We start from the raw sequence: 16,532 nt of genomic DNA, 5'->3' as shown, positions 1-16,532 counted from the left end.
ACATGACGACCAACCCGATCTTAAAGTCCTGGATTGGCGGAACAACTGTCGATTTCGCAGGCAGCGGCAATGCTCAGCTTGTATCCCCCTGGGATCGCAGCAATGTTTTTCAGGTGCAATGCGGCGACGAAGATGCTGTCAACCAGGCGGTGGAGAGTGCTTTTTCCACCTTCACGGCCAACAAAAAGGCGACCGCCCTGCAGCGCAGGGAATGGTTGCTTGCTGCGGCGGACGAAGTTGAAAAATCGGTCGAGGAGATTGCGCGTTCGTCGGTAAGGGCCATCGGCAAACCGATCCGCGCGGCACGGTTCGAAGCCAACCGTACGGTGGCTTTCATGCGGGCCTGTGCTGAAGAAATTGGCCATGTGACCGGTGAAGTGCTGCCGGTGGACATCGCCAGGACAGGTGCGGGTCGCACCGGGTTCACCCGCCGCGTGCCCTATGGTGTCATTGGCGCCATTACCCCCTTCAATGCGCCGGCAAACCTTCTGATGCAGAAAGTTGCGCCAGCGATTGCGGCGGGCAACGCTATTGTGGTGAAACCTTCATTTGAAGGCACGGAAGTGGCTCTTATCATCGCTGAGTGCTTTACCCGCGCTGGTGTGCCCGACGGTTTGTTCAACGTGGTCACCGGCCGCAGGGAAGAAGCACAGCTCCTGGCGCGCCATCCGAACGTTCCGGTACTGACACTGACCGGGGGCAATGGTGCGGCCAATGCTCTTGGCACGGCGGCGGCAGCCAAGCCGCTATTCTCGGAACTGGGTGGTAACTCGGCCAACATCGTATTGGCGGATGCGGATCTTGCCGATGCCGCTACGCGCATTGCAGCATCTGCTTTTGAAGCGTCCGGACAGCAGTGCATTTCGGCGCAGCGCATCATCGTCGAAGCTCCGGTTTTTGAAGAGTTTTCCGATCTTTTCATCGCCGCGACGGAGGTGATGAAAGTTGGGGACCCCAGCGATGAAACCACCGATCTGGGCCCGATGATCAATGAAAAAGCCGCGCTTCGGGTCGAAGCGATGATCCGGGAGGCAAAGGCCAACGGGGCCACCGTCGCCTGCGGTGGTGATCGCGACGGGGCCATTATACCTCCGACCATCGTGATTGATCCTCCGCGGGATGCCGCGATCGTACGACAGGAGATATTTGGTCCCGCCGCCGTGTTGATCAAAGTCGCAGATGTGGACGAAGCCATTGATGTCGCCAATGATTCCGATTTCGGCCTGCAAGCCGCCTGCTTCACCAACAATCTGTCCAATACGATGCGAGTGTCGGATGAGGTTCAGGCCGGCTCGATCTGGATCAATGATGCCAGTCGGTTCCGCCTGGATTTGTATCCTTTTGGCGGCATGGGGCTCTCAGGCTTTGGTCGCGAGGGTGTAAAATATGCCATGGAAGAGTTTTCCCAGTGGAAATTTACCGGCATCCGGAAACAGGGTTGCTGATGTCGGGCGCGGGTATCATACCAACTGCAGAGCCATGTGTGGCTGTAACGGGCACGTCCGTCATTACAGCCGCCGCGCCGGACGCGGCGCGGGCGGGGATGGATGTGCTGCGCCTGGGTGGCAATGCCTTTGACGCAGCGATGGCGGCATGTCTTGTTGAATCCGTCGTCTTGCCGATGAAGCTGGGCCTGGCGGGTGATCTGGTTGCCCTGGTGAAAGTCAAGGGTGAACCCGCCCGTGCATTGCTGTCGATCGGCGGCGGTCCGGAGGCGTTGGCAAACGGGGCGCAGCTGACCGTTACCGGTGCGTGTTCGGTGGGGTCACCCGGTGCCCCGCAGGGGTATATGGAAATCGCCAAGCTGGGCCGTTTGAGTATGGATGTCCTGGCAAAGCCAGCCATTGAGTTGGCGCGGTCCGGCACACCCTGGGCCCCGATCGCGGTCCAGCTGACGCACGAGACCGAAGATCTGTTGCGCAAATATAATGATGAGATTGGCTACCTGCCGGGCGGCAAACTGCCGAAGGTAGGAGACACGCTCCACCTGCCGGGATTAGCGAAGGTGATCGAGGAATTCGTCGACAAGGGCGCGGATTTGTTTGCAGGGGAGATCGGCAATGCCCTGTTGGACAAAGTTCGGCGCGGTGGAGGGTTTCTGACCCGAAACGATCTGAAGCCGCAGCCCGCCCAATGGCTGGACCTGGAATCCGTCGATCTGGGCAATGGCGTCACGCTTATGGCGACGCCGTATCCGACGCATGGGCATTTCCTGCTGCAGGCTGCACAGCAAGTCGCTGCCGGTGTGCGTACAACCGACGCGTATCGGGCGACCATGAAAAACCCAGCGCCCGCTTCCGGCGGGACGTCGGTCATAACCTGTGCAGACAGTGAAGGGAATGTGGTCGTTCTGGTGCCGAGCAATTCGTTCCCGCAATATGGAGCCGCTGTTGTGGTGGAAGAATACGACCTGATACTGGGCAATCGTCCGGGTCGTGGCTTTGACCTTAATGCAGAGCCCGGCCACCCAAACGCTCCACGGCCGGGCCGGATACCGCAAACAACGTTACACGCCTGGATGCTGGAAGCGCCGGACGGGCTGTTCTTCGGCGCGTCCCCCGGAGGGCGCAACCAGATGCCTTGGAATTTGCAGACCGTGTCGGGCTTGCTGGAAGGAAACAGGGACCTGGCAGATATTGTGAACAGACCGCGCTGGGGGCTCACACCAAAAAGAGAAATCCAGGTTGAAGAGGGTTATGAGCTGGCCGTTTCGGGAGAGTTTAAAACCATTCCCAGACTGACGCTCCGGTCGGTGAACCAGATACTGTCTTTGCCGCATGACAGCACTCTGCATTCGGCAGCTGCAGATCCCAGAACCGGGGCGCTGGCGCTTTCCGAAAACGCGTAAGCACAACTGGGCCGGGGGGCACCGCAAGACATAAGGAGAGTCCAATGGATATCAAACAGGAATTCAGAATCGAACTGCCGGCAGAGAAAGTCTGGGCCGCTTTGAACGATGTTCAGCTGGTCGCTGATTGCCTGCCGGGCGCGGAGCTTGGTGAAGCTGTCAGCGACACGCAGTTCAATGGCTCCCTGAACGCGAAACTGGGTCCGGTCGCGACCGAGTTTCAAGGCGAAGTTGTTATCGAGCGCAGGGATGAGGAGTGGCTCGGTATTTTGCAGGCGAAGGGCCTTGATCGCCGCAGCGGTACACGCGTGAATGCCAGTACCACCTATCAGCTTCAGGAAGATGGTGCAGGTACTATCGTGGCCATAGAGTCCAAGGTCGCGCTGTCCGGCAGCCTGGCACAATTTGCCCGCCAGGGTCTGATTGAAGACGTCGCCCGCGAGCTTACCGCAGAATTCTCCCGCGTTTTGGAAGCCAAATTGAGCGCTGCGACCGAGGAAGAGGCGGACGCAATTGTTGCGACTGAATTAAAACCGGTTGCGATTGTGCTGAAGGGAATTCTCAGCCGGATATCCGGTCCGTTCAAACGACTTTTCGGATCGAAAACCAGTTGATCCGGCGGTGTGAGAGCCGGCCGGGCAAATGAGCGAACAGAAACAAGATTAATCGACAATGCGAAAGGAAAAAAAATGAGTACTGCACGTCACGCGCGTCTTCCCCATGTACAGGACATGACACTGGAGGAGATTGCAAAAAAGTATGTTCGGAAATTCAGTGATATCACGGCAGACTGGGAAGCCTTCGAGGATGCCAAGATTGACGGGTTCCGACGCGCGCAGCACCGCTTTATCGGCGGTGGCGGATCCGGCAAGCACAATGACCCCGACGTGATCCCGGCCGAAGCGTTCACCTGCAGCATCATGTTTGTGAACCCGGGGGAAGGAAACGCGCCCCATACGCATGAGGTCGAGGAAATCTTCTTTGTTCTGGAAGGTCATCTGAACGTGTTTTTTGAAGAGGAAGGCACGGGGCGCCGCATCTACCAGAAGCTCGGAAAATGGGAATGCGTCGCCTGCCCGGCTGGCATCATACATGGGTATGTCAATGACAGCCTCGAGCCGTGTTATTTCCAGGTCATGCTTGGCAAAGGCCGGCCCCAAACAATGGGTTATGCGGATGAAAGACTGTATGAAACCCGGGATGCGCACTTGAAAACACCCGGTTGAGCCCGGCGCATTTCTCCGTGTTCAGCAGGCGATCAGGAACCATACCTGCTGAACTGTATGGGAGCGAAAACCCGCCGAGGCCGTTAAGGACTGGCTTGACTGTAATTGGTGAGTGGTAGTCACCAACAGGTTGCCTCGGCGGGTCTTTTGTCAACTGGACCAGGCGTGCCCTTTGGGCTCGGCTGGCTTTTGCTATAGGGATGAGGTCATGGACCCGATCATCGGGGAAAAATTCCGGCTGAAACGCGCGGTCGAGGCGGCAGATGATTTGCATAACGCCCTCAATCGGAGGTGTTGCGGCGACACGTCAACCAGACAGAAGGATTTCATTGGCCCATGGCGATATCACTGCGCTTTTCCAATCCCGACGCCGACGGATGAAAGCCGGAATCTGTCGACATTCCGCGGAAGACGCTTTCAGCCCGGGGGCGGATCATGTCACTGAGACGGGTCCCCATCAGAGCACATGTGACTGATCTGGTCCTGCAAAAACAACCTGGCGCTGTCACGCTTAGAGGAGATACGAAACACTGAAGAAACCATGATATAATCCATAACACCTCCCAAAATCCCCCTATCGCCGGTGCCATCTGAAATCAGGGATCTTAGTGCGTTTAGCGATTTCCGATATGCGTGGCATTTCACGAGGTGTTTGACACTGAACTGTGGGGTTTTCTCATTTTTTTGAAAACCTTAAGGCGCTCACTCCAAAAGATGGTGAAGAAGACATGTTGATAGGCTACGCACGCGTATCTACAGATGACCAAAATGTGGATCTACAAACCAGAGCACTCAAACAATGTGGATGCACAAGGATTTTCAGTGACACGGGTATTTCCGGGATACATATGCATCGGCCAGGTCTGGAGGCCGCGATGGAGTTCGCATCCGAGGGAGATATTATTGTCGTCTGGCGGCTTGATCGTCTGGGACGATCGCTCCTGGGTTTGGTGAACATGGTGACCAGGTTGGTGGAAAAGAAAGTGGAATTCCGGTCGCTGACCGAGTCCATAGACACGACATCCTCAACAGGAAAACTCTGTTTTCATATGATTGCCGCAATGGCGGAATTCGAACGCAATCTGATCAGCGAAAGAACCAAAGCGGGGCTCAGCGCGGCGCGCCTGCGGGGCAAGCGGTTGGGCCGTCCGCGCGCATTGTCTGAGCAGCAAATACAAATGGCACTCAATGATCTGGCGCAGAACAGGAAGGATATCAGAACGATCTGCAAGGAGTACAACGTGTCAGAACGCACCTTCAAAAGGTATGTTGACCTTGGGTGCTGAAGCGGCATTGCCAACAATGGAATGTTCTCAAGTGATGTGGACACCGCATGTGCCGAAGTCAGTGGTGCATAGCTGGTCTGCTCAAAACAGAAATGGCGGCACATTGACCGCATCACAAATGACACCTTGCTCAAATCGGGAGGACTGGGAGAGCGGCTTTTGACCGCTTCGTGCTGTGTATCGGCATATTCGGCGACGGCAGAAAGGCCGCACCGCCGCAATGGGTGACCGTTCCTGCTGTCGCACCCGGCGGGTTCAGCCTCAAAATCGGCGCGAACCCTGGCAGCAAGGACCAAATGCACTTGCGGCATACAAGCGACATGCCTGCCAGGTCTGCAGTCCATGTTGTCGCTCGTTGGACCGGGCCCGACTATGCAGTGATGATCGCAGGCGGCTGGACGTTGTGAACTGCTTCCGGCAGCCGGGCAGGGCAACCTGTTTGCCGGCATATGCAGTTTGATCGACACCATCGCTCCTGATCCGGGTTGGGAGCACTGACGTTGACGGGCCTGTTGCCAAAATGGTTGCGCTGGCCACGGGTGTTTTGGGCGCGGCTGACACGTTCGCGCGGGAAGCCCGTGCCCGTGGCGGAAAGGCATGGGTTTTATGCTGGAACGAAAACCTGCAAGGCGCCCGCGACCCCCGACCATCCCACTTTTTCAGGACCGTTGGGACAAAAAAACTCCGGCGCCAAACACCTGTTTTTTTACCTCAGTAAACTGCACAGATTCCGTGTCGGCTTGGTTGGTTGGTGAAGCCGTGGTGCGGAGACCGGGAAATCACAGAAATTGGAGCTATGTCAACAACATAGGCGATAATCGCCGACACCCGATACGGGATCAAAACGGTGCAAAACAGCCACAGTTTAAAGCCGGTGCAAACGCTCGCTTGCCGCCTTGCTTTACGTAACGTAAACTTTGACCTGTGCGGGGCAGTTCTCTCAGCCGATCCGCAATCGCGCCGGACTCACGATCCCCCTCCGCGATGTGCGGCCAAGACTTGATCTGTTGAGTACCTCCACTCCCGAGGTTCTGCCCCGCACAGCACTGAACAGATCCGGATTGCCGTTGGACGGATGTATCGCAAGTTTTGGGTTCGTCGGAAACGGCACTTGCCAAGGGCGACGGTTCGCGCCTGGCCATGCCGCAGGCATGTAACCGGTGGCCGCATGAAGAGGCCTGAGTCATGGCTGCAACCGGATAACGATACTTTCACGACCAAGAAATAACCCCGCGGAACGGGGTCAGTGGCTGCAGCTGAAAGAGGATGCCGCGCAGCGAGAGGCGCTCCCAAATCAAGGCCCTCCACTCTCAATCCTCAACACGCGCGCAGCGTTGCCATAAGCCCATCAGGCAGGTTTTGAAAAGGTGCCGCCTATCGTTTGGGGTGAAGGGAAGGCCTGGTTTTGAGCATGGCGATCGGAAAGATCCCGGTTTGAGGGGGGGGTCGCCCGTGGCAGCATAGCGGCCACAGGCGCTGTTGCACTATTTGTTGGGCACACCCAGCCGGGCTTGCGCCTCGGCGATCGTCGACCCGTCTGCCAGCGCTTGCCTGGCAATTCGGGCGGCGGCGTCATAGCCCAGCACCGGAGCAAGCGCAGTGGCTGAAACGAGGCTGTTTGCCAACAGGGATTCGCAGCGATCCCGGTCGGCCTCGATCCCTTTCACGCAGCGTTGCGTCAACGTATCCATCGCCCGACGCAGGATGCGGATGGAATCGAGGAGGCGGTAGGTCACGATGGGCTCCATCGCGTTCAGTTGTAACTGCCCGGATTCGGCGGCCATAGTTATGGTTATGTCATTGCCGATCACCTGATAGGCGACCTGGTTGACAACCTCTGGTATCACCGGGTTGACCTTGCCCGGCATAATCGAGCTGCCTGCCTGTACGGGTGGTAGTCGGATCTCTCCGAGTCCGGCGCGCGGGCCGCTGGACAGCAGGCGCAGGTCATTGCAGACCTTGGATAATTTCACGGCCAGCCGTTTTAGCACACCCGAAAACATCACCAAACTGCCCAGATCCGAAGACGCTTCGATCAGATCTTCGGCGGGTGTGAAAGGCAGCCCTGTGATCCGTGACAACTGCCGGACCACCTGGTTGGCAAATCCCGCGGGTGCGTTGGCACCAGTGCCGATGGCGGTTCCGCCCAGATTGATTTCGAGCAACAGCCGGGACAATTGCCGGACGCGATCGATGTCCTCGGCCAGCGTATTGGCAAATGAGGCGAATTCCTGCCCCAAAGTCATCGGTACCGCGTCCTGCAGCTGGGTTCTGCCGACCTTACCAATCCCGGCAAAGGTATCGGCGCGTTCGCGGAAAGCCGCCACCAGATCCTGCTGCGCGCGGGTCAGCGGTTCCAGCATGCGCAACACCGCCAGCCGTATGGCGGTGGGGTAGACGTCATTGGTGGATTGAGATCGGTTGACGTGATCGTTGGGATGCAGGTGCGCGTAATGGCCGGGCGCGTGGCCCATCCGGATCAGACTCAGATTGGCAATGACTTCGTTGGCATTCATGTTGGTCGATGTACCCGCACCGCCCTGAATCATGTCCACGACGAAGTGTTCGTGATGCTGTCCGTCCAGAATCTCGTCGCAAACGGCTTCGATCGTGCGTGTTTTTTTGGCATCGAGTACCCCGGCGGCGTGGTTGGCCAGTGCCGCTGCTTTTTTTACGCAGGCCAACGCCTCGACCAGCCGGGGGAAATGGCTGAGCGGCACGTTCGAGATCTTGAAATTTTCGACGGCGCGGGCGGTCTGGATGCCGTAAAGCGTATCGGCGCGCAAGCTCACGCTGCCCAGGGAGTCGAATTCTGTGCGATGGGTCATGGATCGGCTTTCGGTTGTTGTGCAGCGCCACGGACGCTGTCTGTGTCTCATCTTTTGCCTGGCTGGAAACCTCGCCCGTCTTGAGGGAGGGGTTGTGAGAGTGGCCTTTGGGCGTTTCGCGCTGTGCTTTGACATATTCAGCAACGACAGGGCCCGGCGATTTCAGGGCGGCTTTCGCGCAAATTGCGTGGGCGCAGTGATACGTTCCGTTTCCAGGGGCGGGAGGTTCAGACCCGCAAGCTGAATGCCAGGTGGTCCGAAGCCCGTTTGCCTGAAATCGACTGGGTGCGTTGCCGCGACGCCCTTGATTTGCCCCGAAAGATCAACAATGCCAGGATCAGCCCGGAAGCATCCGGCCGACATGTCAGTGTTCACCTTGCGATTGAGCATGAAGCCCTGGCCAATACCTGTCATGTCGTTGGTGGTGACAGGGCTTTTGCCAATATGGTGGTGCCAGCCACGGGTTGTTTGGGTTCGGGTGTGCGGATTTCCCTTCCATTCGGCCCTGAGGCACTCGAACGTCACCAGCGTCGTGCCCGCATCCGCAAGGGCAGTCACCCCAGAACCAGTCTTGACCGCTGCAAACAGGTCGGAACTGGTGTTGCTGAAGACTTCAATACCAGGGAAATGTCTGCCAGCGCCAATGGCGCGCTTGCCGAACGCGGTCGTCCGGCGCGCCGGACGATCGCGCTGAACGGATCGAATTTGAATCAGGGCCGGCATATGGTTGCGACCTTGCCCAGTGATGCGCTGGAGGAACGTACCAGTGAGTGCGCGCCAGCCTCACGCGCCAAACGTGTTCGGCGCCAGCCGCGGGTGACAGGCGCGCCTTGCGCGCACAAGCTTCGGCCACTCTGAAAATACGGGGACAACCCCGCCTGCGCCCGTGGAGGACAGGCAGGGGTTCTCCGCTGGAACGTGAACCCGAAAGGGTCCCGCCGCCCCCGAACATTCCACTCCTTCAGATCCAAGACGATGTTAAGCGGTCTTAACGCGCAGGAGCAGGTCTTTGTTTTTGCAATAACCGGGGGCCTCGTTGGCAGTTTCCAATCCATCCATCCACGTACGACAGGAACTCGCATGCGCGCATTGAGTGCATCGAATAAGGGCCCCTCGATAATGTTTGGCCAGTGAGGGATCAGCCTCAACTGCTTTGCTCCAATTAACGCCTGTCTTCTGGGACATCGCGTTCATTGTCGTTTGTCTGCGTTCAATATCTTTGAGCATACCCATTGCGTAGAGCCCTCCATAATTCTCATTTAGTGCCACTTCTCGTAGACGGTGTTTACAAAAGCAGGCTACGGCCAAACTTAACAACTAACTAGTTAGTATATTTTGATTTAGATCAAAACAATCCTTTTTTTCGTGAATTTCTGTATGGTGCTGCTTTTGGGTTTGTGACCGCCGCCTCAGCATCGGTGTGCCACGGCGTCCATGAGATTGCTTTTCATCTCCCCGGCCAATACCTGCCCCACCGATGCCGCTGGCAGAGTTGTTGCCAATATGGTTGTGCCGGTCACGGACGGCTTAATCTCTGCCTGGTCTCGCTCTCTTTTCCTCCTTGTTCGAAGATCCGCACCATGGCGATGTGGTGCGTTCCAACCACTGATCAGCCGTCGCTCGATCAGGACCACAAGCTATGTTCATTCAGGCGATGGTCTGGTGATGTCTCACTGCCAGCCACAGGATACTATGGAAAACTCTTTGACCTGCGATGAGGGGTGCATCAATTCTGAGCCATTCAGATCTTCATAACGTGCTTAAAAATTCACCCTGAAAAATCTCGCGCAAACCGAAATTCAGCGGGGAAAAAGACTCGAAAACAATGATTTAGAGATGTTTAAAGGAGGCATTTGATCCGAGAGGATTTTATGTCCACCGCAAAGATACTGGGCGCGGCAATACGAGAGCTGCGTAAGGAAAAAGGATTGAACCAGACACAGCTTGCCGAGCTCTCCGGCATATCCCTTCCCACGGTCAGTCTGGTTGAGACCGGAAAGACAAATCCAACTCTGGATGTTATCGACGCTATGGCCAAAGCGCTCGACACAACGTTGCCCAATCTCATGGCGCCCCAGCGACATGCCGCAATCCCAAGCAAGGAAGAGCTTCTCAAACGCGTGGCGAAAAACGTCCGGGACCGTCGAGAATATCTGGGTCTTTCCCGGAAACAGGCGGGCGAACGTGTTGGTTTACTTCCACAATATTTTGCGACAACTGAAAACGGCCGACGGTTGCCGTTGCTAAGAAATCTGATCCGTTTCGCTGAAGCACTTGAGGTGCGGCCAAGCTGGCTCTTGCAGGAGCAGTATGATCCGGCGCAGAATTTACAGGACGCACCTGGCCATATGAGCTCAGATGAACTTGTTAGGTTAATTGAGGAAACGCGGATGGAAAAAGGCTTGAGCATCGTCGAGGTTTGCTCGCTTGCGGGCCTTGGCTCTGCCTCCTGGTACAAAATGGTGGAGTCAAAAAACATCACTGTTCCCACGACGATAAAGATTTGCGAGGCTCTTTATATCAACTGGACAAGATGCATCTGAGTCTCCGGGGTCTTGCAAAATGAAGTGGGGCGGCCACCAGCTGGAAGCATTTTTTGCAAAAAGGCATTAATTGGAACACCTGTTTTTACCCTCACGTCGGATCTTGCGCGTCTTTCAACCATTGGGACGGCTCAGCTGAAAATCTGTTTTCGGGGTGATTATTGTCGTTTCCGTGTAAATACAGTCATGCCAGGAGGTGGATTTCGAGGTTGGGCAGGGCTTCTGATATGGCGCAGGGATCCGAACCAGGCGCACGCTCAAGGATGCGTGTCTCGTCAATCTGGCTGCTGCTGAAAGAAAAGCTGCGACCTTGCCTTTTGCGTGGCGTTTGCATGACCTCGAGCCCCTGATGGTGGCCCAGGCGCTCTGGATCGTTTTGAAACCGCGCGCCCGGTCGAATGAACTGGTTCAGTGTGCCGTGATCCGCTTCGGCAGAGTTGTGGAGGTATTTGGCCTGCCGCTGTTCCACATCCACGTCGCACTTGCCTTCATTTCTCAAGCTGGCCAGCGCGACGGCGTTCGGGGCTTTGCCGGTGTTGGTGATGCCAGGTTGCGCCAATCCGTCCGCCCTCCTGGCCCTTGCCCAAAAAGCGTTTGGATGTCCTGGTGTTCCCTGTCGGCGGCTGGCAGAAGACGGTCGTGTTTCCGATTTTGGGAACTCAGTCGTTCCGGGTTGGTCACATGGTAGCTTTTTGGCCATTTCGATCTGGTTCAGGCCTGCGCTGTTCACCCGCAGAGTGCGCCCCGCATGAAGAAATGGAAGGCCACATTTGCATGAATGTCCCGGCGGGGATTTTCATGCGTCTGGCATCAACGACAGTTTTGCGCGCCTGCTGCCAACAGCGATTTGGAGTTGGTTCTGTTTCGGGCCGTTATCAGTCAACCGCGCCGACAATTTGTGGTAGAGGCGACTTGAACGGAGTGCCGTTCAAGCCGGCCCTGTTTCAGGCAACAGCAAACCCAACAGCCACATCGGGATCGATGAGGACTCTTCCTGCACCAAGGAGAAATTCTAATGCGGGACCCGCGGAATACGCATTGTAGGTCTCATCACCAACCTGCTCTTGCCCTCGGCTCACGAAACCCCTTGCAAGCTCCACACGGTCATTCTCATCCCCTTCGACACGAAGCCTGGTGTTGCGCGCCGCCTGTAGTGAATGAAGGGTGGTTAAATCGATTTTCAGGTTGGATCCAGCCGGGCCGGAAAGGGTTATTTTTTCCAGTCCTTTAAGTTCATTGAGTGGTTGCGAACTGAGACGTATTGTATCAACTTCAGAGCCAAGGTTTCTGAATTCGACCTCTTCGATTGCGGCGTCACTGTCAGTATTCTTCCAGATGACCTGTTTAACAAGGTCACGCTCAACAAGGTTATAGTTAATGTCGCCACCACTGTAAGCAGCGTAAGCGGCAACAACGAGATAATCCAGGTCATAAGTGTAGGTGATGCGAGGGACCTCATTGGAAGAAAACCGTACGACCTCCAATTGGTCGTACAGGCTATCTCCGTTAGTGTGGCTCAGACTATACTCTTTTAAGTTACTGTCCTCGGTACCAAAGACCGAGAATTTTTTGGTGACGTTGCCAACTTTGACAATTTGTGCAAACGCGCTGTTGTCGTCTCGTAAGAAAGTGAACGCGGTGGAGGGGGCGTTGTCGTTGGTAAAGGTTTCGGTGACTCGGACGTTCGAGCCGGCGGCCCTATAAAAGGTCGCTTCTAGCTGGGTAGTCCGTTGAGGATTTAGCCCCCAGCCCCATTGCGTAACGTAAGAAAAATCGTAGCTGCCGTTCGGGCCTGAGACAGGTGGAAGCCTCCACTGGATGCCCTGGCTGTTGAACGATAAACCAGAGGTGGTGCGATTGGAATTTGAAGCGGTCATGTCATTCTCCTACGTTGATTGTCCGGCAGGACATTGGGTTTGTGGGGTTTGTGAGGTTTTAAGATGTGTGAACTCTCCGAAAGCATGGCCCTGCATCCCGCAAACCGATCCTGGCCGCGGATGTTTGTTGGCCGGGGTAACCCGTCCCTCACCATGGCTTTGCTGCAGGTAAACCAAATGGGCCGCCGACGAGGCCGACCCACTAGAAAGGCGTGGTGCGGGGAGGCGCCCGCGGCAGACAGCTTTCCCGGGCCCTCTCACGTTCCGGGGGATGAAATGTGATGACGTGAATCGAAAGCTGCGGACATGACATTCCCCGTTTCCGTACACGGCAAAGGCCCGGATCCTTTGCGGGGCCGCAATGCGCAAAACCCGTCTGCTTGCCCGGATCACCGAACAAATCCGGAATGCGCAACCGATCACTCATCATTCATGTCCACTCCTGTGGGTTTCAAGGTTGGAAACGGGATGTTTGGAAAGCGCCTCTGCTATCTGCGCGCCGGGAGGCCTTGCCATTCTCTAAATCGGGGGATTTTGGCGGATGATCCTCCGGCCACGGCCATATTGCGCCCGTAAGCGGTGGCCCTGGCTTGCGAATCCGAAAACCGGCCCAGGGAAGAGCGCCTGGAAGCGGTCATATAAAGCGCACGCGGCATGGGAGAGCACAACGGCAGCGAGAGTGTCTGGTGTTCCGACACATCAGTATCAGCGAGTGGTTTCAGGCCTGCAACAGCTCGTTCGGCGTGGGCGTGTCGCGACAACGGGCTCTGTCCAAGCCCGGTCAGCGCTGGCGGAAGAGTGCCTGAACATCCGGCCGCGGATACACTCTTGGGTTCGGGCGGGTGCGGCACTCCGTCCTTTTGATTATTGCTGTTGCGCAGCCATTTGGCTTGAGGTTTGAGAACCATTGGGATCATCGAACATTATCCATCCCCCCCGCTCATTTCTGTTTGCGTTTCCTGAAAACGCGGCATCCCAAAAGAGATGCCGCGTTTTCATCCAGCCTCACCCAACTCATCCGGCGTATTCCCGCATAGGTTGTGATTCGATGCAACTGTTTTTAGACTCGACCCGCCGCAGTCCCCTCTGACCGCGACATTCCACAGCTTCGCGAGCCGGTTTGGCCGAAGCCAGATACGGCTTGAGATACGCGGAAGGATCAAGGCCCGAACGTCCCGTCGGTTTCTGACCGTGCTCTGGATGAACCTGTGCTGATCGACAAGATGGATTGACATGAAGCTTCTCACCTGCAAAAGTTGAAAAAATATCGAATGACATTAGACATAATCGGAATAACGGACCTGATTTGAATGCTTGGATGAGCGAGCAAGCGCAGGGTAGTGGACCGCGCGCGCGTCTACACGTCGATCATCTGGCTCCTCCATTTGATGAGATCCTGAGAGACTTTCTCTATGGCGAAGGTTTGGATGATGAGCAGGAGTGTTTTTAGCAACAAACAGACAACAGGTCTTTCAAACGAAGGTATGGCAAGATGACGGCTGCGGTATCACCCACAGGGGTGCAGCCTCGTAGACTATCTGCGGTGGCGCATCGGCTTAACCAAGACCCTATTGGGTGTGAACGATGAGCCTCCAGTTCAGGCGCAGCGGCAAATTCTGCTACGAACCACTGCGACCCGTAAGGTAGTTTAGTCGACGAGATCCTTGCTTGCGGAATTCATTTATTGCCCGGTAGGGCAGTTTTTCGATCTGTTCGGAGCTATATTATGTTTGGTCATGGTTCATTTATCTACAATCCAAATTGCGTACTAAGTAAATTTGGTTCCGGTCAGAAGACCGCACCTGCTCTGAACGATTTAGGGATGACACAGGCCCGGATACGTGGTCACTCAATAAACGACGTGTGGAAAGTCAGGTCCAATCAAAGACGTGTCGACCCTGCTCGAATTGAGAACACCACGATCGGCGTCTGGACCCGGAGTGATGGAAATAGTGTTGATCGCAACATCCGGATCATAAACTTTGCGATTAAGCAATTTGATCCGGATTGCTATATCGCTGACATGGACCATGACGTAAGCGGTTCAGGCCGGACTGTCGCAAAAGCATATCCATTTGGTCCGAGTGTTCAGACACTTTTGGCAGGCACGCCCTTTACCTCTTCTTTTGGGTGCATTTGCTGGCATGACAAAGAAGTCATGTCTGAGCCAGAAGTTTATGCGGATTTCTTCGCCCCGCAGGCCTATTGGTTCTGGCACCTCTATCAGAAACTCCTGAACCAGGCCCAGATTTCCGGCCTGCGCTTGAAGAACCCGGCAGAATATTCACGTACCTGCGTCCCTTATTGGAAAAAAGCAGTTTGCAAACGCCCCGTGGTTAAGGGGCGGACCTGTTGGGGCGAGCACCCGACCCGGACACAGGCCGGGGCTGCGGAAAAGCTTCGCGGCATTCTGAAAGAATTTGGTGAGAAAAAGTCTCTTGCTGGTTTCGACTGGGGGAGCTTTGGAGCTGGCAAAGCCATGTCACCTGTCAGGGCAGACCCTATTGAGGCCGCAGATATTGGCATCCTGGTTGCGGAGCGAGCATGCGACAATTACGACTGTCTGCCGGAAAATGGTCTGAAAGCTGTGACCGCATGTGCAGCGAACCTGCGTTGGGTAGCGGTTGAAGGCCTGAAGTTCCGGTCGAGCCCCGATAATAGTTCAGATGACAATGTCCGGGAGGAATTGGACTACGGGTCCAGCGCATTGATTCTGGGGCCGCAGACAGACAACGGCTACGCGAAAGCAATGGTGACGTTGGATGGAAAGGATGCAGAGGGATACCTGTTCGCCAAATACCTCAGACCAAACGAGGCGCCAAAAGTTGAACTGGCAATACAGGAGGCGGTCAGCGAATGGCTTCGTTTCGACAAGGGGGGCGGGTTTGAAAACAAGTCGCCATATCACGGCCACATCAGCGAGATGTGGACCGCCCGCGGTTACGCTGGTTTGGCCGGAAAGGACCGTGAGTGGTTTTGGTCTGCGGCATTTATCTCGTGGATCCTGGAAAATGCGGGGTATGAACGAACAGAATTCGACATCAGGCACTCAACTTATATTCATGAATCTATTCAGAATAAGGTTCTTGGGCGGGATCGTGACTTCTGGGGATACCGGATTGATGAAGCCGAACCCCAGGTTGGTGACCTTTTATGCCAATGGCGCGGCACCAACGAAACCACATACGACGAAGCTGAAGTCAAAAGCAAATTTGAAAGCCACACCGGTATCGTCATTGCCGTAAGGGACCGCGCAGTGGTCACGTTAGGCGGCAATGTTGCCAATACGGCGGGCAACGGATCTGGTTTCTCGGTTGAAACGAAAATCTTCCGTCGCAAAAGCAATGGGTTACTGGCGAATGAGCGACGGTTGTTTGCGGTTATGAAGAACCAGTTTCGACCAAAGGCAGAACAAGCGCTCAGGGCATAGGTTACAGAGTCCCTGCAGAAACCTGATTGCAACTCCGCTGTCCTCGAAAGGACAGCTAATGTGTCGAATGACACCACTATAGGTGTTGCTCCTGTTTTCTGCCGGGCCAACCTGCAGTGCGGTTTTCCGACCCCGCCGGAAACTCCTGGCACATAATTTTGCTGATCAAGTATTCCGGAATATTTGATCTCGGAGCAATTGCTCGTGACCGCAGTCGGCTCCCATAGTCCTGCAATAAAAGTAAAAAATGTCCGAATCGTAGATAGTTCGTCGCCACCAATTCACCGCCCAGCCTCAGGAGCCATCATTTATGTTGCGGTCATCCGGGTTGAGTGAGTCCAATCCCTGAGTTTCAGGGGCGCCGAATGCGTAATTTTTCTGGTTTGCCAACGAATAAAGGACCCGGCTTCAGCTTTACTTTTCGAAGATTCATGCTTGGCGGAGAGTTGATGGCAGGCGCGTATTGAGTGGGATTGTCATCATTAATAGCAACG

12 protein-coding genes are annotated in these 16,532 nt (G+C 55.6%); 7 read left to right on the top strand and 5 right to left on the bottom strand.

The annotated features are described in order from the left end of the window. Window positions 1-2: 2 nt before the first annotated feature. From GOW92_RS22810 to GOW92_RS22790, 5 genes are all read left to right on the top strand, one after another. A complete protein-coding gene (locus tag GOW92_RS22810) occupies window positions 3-1,445 on the top strand; it encodes an aldehyde dehydrogenase family protein (RefSeq protein ID WP_170565488.1) in 1,443 nt (480 codons plus the stop codon). Then, window positions 1,409-2,848 (top strand): gamma-glutamyltransferase, encoded by a 1,440-nt coding sequence (locus tag GOW92_RS22805; protein WP_170565485.1) that lies wholly within the window; start codon window positions 1,409-1,411, stop codon window positions 2,846-2,848. Before GOW92_RS22810 ends, GOW92_RS22805 begins: the two co-directional genes overlap by 37 nt. Before the next feature lie 44 nt (window positions 2,849-2,892). Then, window positions 2,893-3,462: an SRPBCC family protein gene (locus tag GOW92_RS22800; RefSeq protein WP_170565482.1), complete on the top strand. Its 570-nt coding sequence runs from the start codon at window positions 2,893-2,895 to the stop codon at window positions 3,460-3,462. A 75-nt stretch (window positions 3,463-3,537) separates the two neighbouring features. Continuing rightward, complete coding sequence (locus GOW92_RS22795) at window positions 3,538-4,074, top strand: cupin domain-containing protein (RefSeq protein ID WP_170565479.1); 537 nt, start codon at window positions 3,538-3,540, stop codon at window positions 4,072-4,074. 728 nt (window positions 4,075-4,802) lie between these two features. After that, window positions 4,803-5,360 carry a recombinase family protein gene (locus GOW92_RS22790; protein WP_170565476.1) on the top strand — a complete coding sequence of 186 codons (558 nt, stop codon included), beginning with the start codon at window positions 4,803-4,805 and terminating at the stop codon, window positions 5,358-5,360. Between the two features lie 1,484 nt (window positions 5,361-6,844). Here the strand turns inward: GOW92_RS22790 and GOW92_RS22785 are convergent. The 3 genes from GOW92_RS22785 to GOW92_RS25395 all read right to left on the bottom strand — a co-directional run bounded on the left by GOW92_RS22785 (window position 6,845) and on the right by GOW92_RS25395 (window position 9,415). After that, window positions 6,845-8,188, bottom strand: a complete 1,344-nt coding sequence (locus GOW92_RS22785; protein WP_170565472.1) for an aspartate ammonia-lyase — start codon at window positions 8,186-8,188, stop codon at window positions 6,845-6,847. A gap of 162 nt (window positions 8,189-8,350) precedes the next feature. Beyond that, window positions 8,351-8,911, bottom strand: coding sequence for a hypothetical protein (locus GOW92_RS22780; protein ID WP_170565469.1), 561 nt, complete (start codon window positions 8,909-8,911; stop codon window positions 8,351-8,353). 255 nt (window positions 8,912-9,166) lie between these two features. After that, the gene (locus GOW92_RS25395; protein ID WP_368040318.1) at window positions 9,167-9,415 is read right to left on the bottom strand and encodes a DUF6455 family protein; all 249 of its coding nucleotides are present in this window, start codon (window positions 9,413-9,415) and stop codon (window positions 9,167-9,169) included. 644 nt (window positions 9,416-10,059) lie between these two features. Between GOW92_RS25395 and GOW92_RS22775 the strand changes: the two genes are divergently transcribed. Beyond that, on the top strand, window positions 10,060-10,731 hold the full coding sequence (locus tag GOW92_RS22775; protein WP_170565466.1) for a helix-turn-helix domain-containing protein: 672 nt from the start codon (window positions 10,060-10,062) through the stop codon (window positions 10,729-10,731). Between the two features lie 184 nt (window positions 10,732-10,915). Here the strand turns inward: GOW92_RS22775 and GOW92_RS22770 are convergent, their stop codons facing one another. Together GOW92_RS22770 and GOW92_RS22765 are read right to left on the bottom strand one after the other, a co-directional pair. After that, window positions 10,916-11,431, bottom strand: a complete 516-nt coding sequence (locus GOW92_RS22770) for a DDE-type integrase/transposase/recombinase (RefSeq protein ID WP_302477324.1) — start codon at window positions 11,429-11,431, stop codon at window positions 10,916-10,918. 244 nt (window positions 11,432-11,675) lie between these two features. Then, complete coding sequence (locus GOW92_RS22765; protein WP_170565460.1) at window positions 11,676-12,608, bottom strand: hypothetical protein; 933 nt, start codon at window positions 12,606-12,608, stop codon at window positions 11,676-11,678. Between the two features lie 2,158 nt (window positions 12,609-14,766). Between GOW92_RS22765 and GOW92_RS22760 the strand changes: the two genes are divergently transcribed. Continuing rightward, a complete protein-coding gene (locus GOW92_RS22760; RefSeq protein ID WP_170565457.1) occupies window positions 14,767-16,038 on the top strand; it encodes a DUF2272 domain-containing protein in 1,272 nt (423 codons plus the stop codon). Window positions 16,039-16,532: the final 494 nt, after the last annotated feature.

It is taken from the genome of Ruegeria atlantica, from assembly GCF_013032505.1.
In the GTDB taxonomy this organism is placed as follows: Bacteria; Pseudomonadota; Alphaproteobacteria; order Rhodobacterales; family Rhodobacteraceae; genus Ruegeria; species Ruegeria atlantica_F.
The sequence above is the reverse complement of the archived record's forward strand: the minus strand, read 5'-3'. Positions and strand labels throughout refer to the sequence as shown.

Coding starts and splice junctions, on each gene's coding strand:
- GOW92_RS22765 (WP_170565460.1), bottom strand. CDS start 12,608: ATGACCGCTTCAAATTCCAATCGCACCACCTCTGGTTTATCGTTCAAC.
- GOW92_RS22790 (WP_170565476.1), top strand. CDS start 4,803: ATGTTGATAGGCTACGCACGCGTATCTACAGATGACCAAAATGTGGAT.
- GOW92_RS22810 (WP_170565488.1), top strand. CDS start 3: ATGACGACCAACCCGATCTTAAAGTCCTGGATTGGCGGAACAACTGTC.
- GOW92_RS22780 (WP_170565469.1), bottom strand. CDS start 8,911: ATGCCGGCCCTGATTCAAATTCGATCCGTTCAGCGCGATCGTCCGGCG.
- GOW92_RS22800 (WP_170565482.1), top strand. CDS start 2,893: ATGGATATCAAACAGGAATTCAGAATCGAACTGCCGGCAGAGAAAGTC.
- GOW92_RS22785 (WP_170565472.1), bottom strand. CDS start 8,188: ATGACCCATCGCACAGAATTCGACTCCCTGGGCAGCGTGAGCTTGCGC.
- GOW92_RS22760 (WP_170565457.1), top strand. CDS start 14,767: ATGTCTGAGCCAGAAGTTTATGCGGATTTCTTCGCCCCGCAGGCCTAT.
- GOW92_RS25395 (WP_368040318.1), bottom strand. CDS start 9,415: ATGCTCAAAGATATTGAACGCAGACAAACGACAATGAACGCGATGTCC.
- GOW92_RS22795 (WP_170565479.1), top strand. CDS start 3,538: ATGAGTACTGCACGTCACGCGCGTCTTCCCCATGTACAGGACATGACA.
- GOW92_RS22770 (WP_302477324.1), bottom strand. CDS start 11,431: ATGGCCAAAAAGCTACCATGTGACCAACCCGGAACGACTGAGTTCCCA.
- GOW92_RS22775 (WP_170565466.1), top strand. CDS start 10,060: ATGTCCACCGCAAAGATACTGGGCGCGGCAATACGAGAGCTGCGTAAG.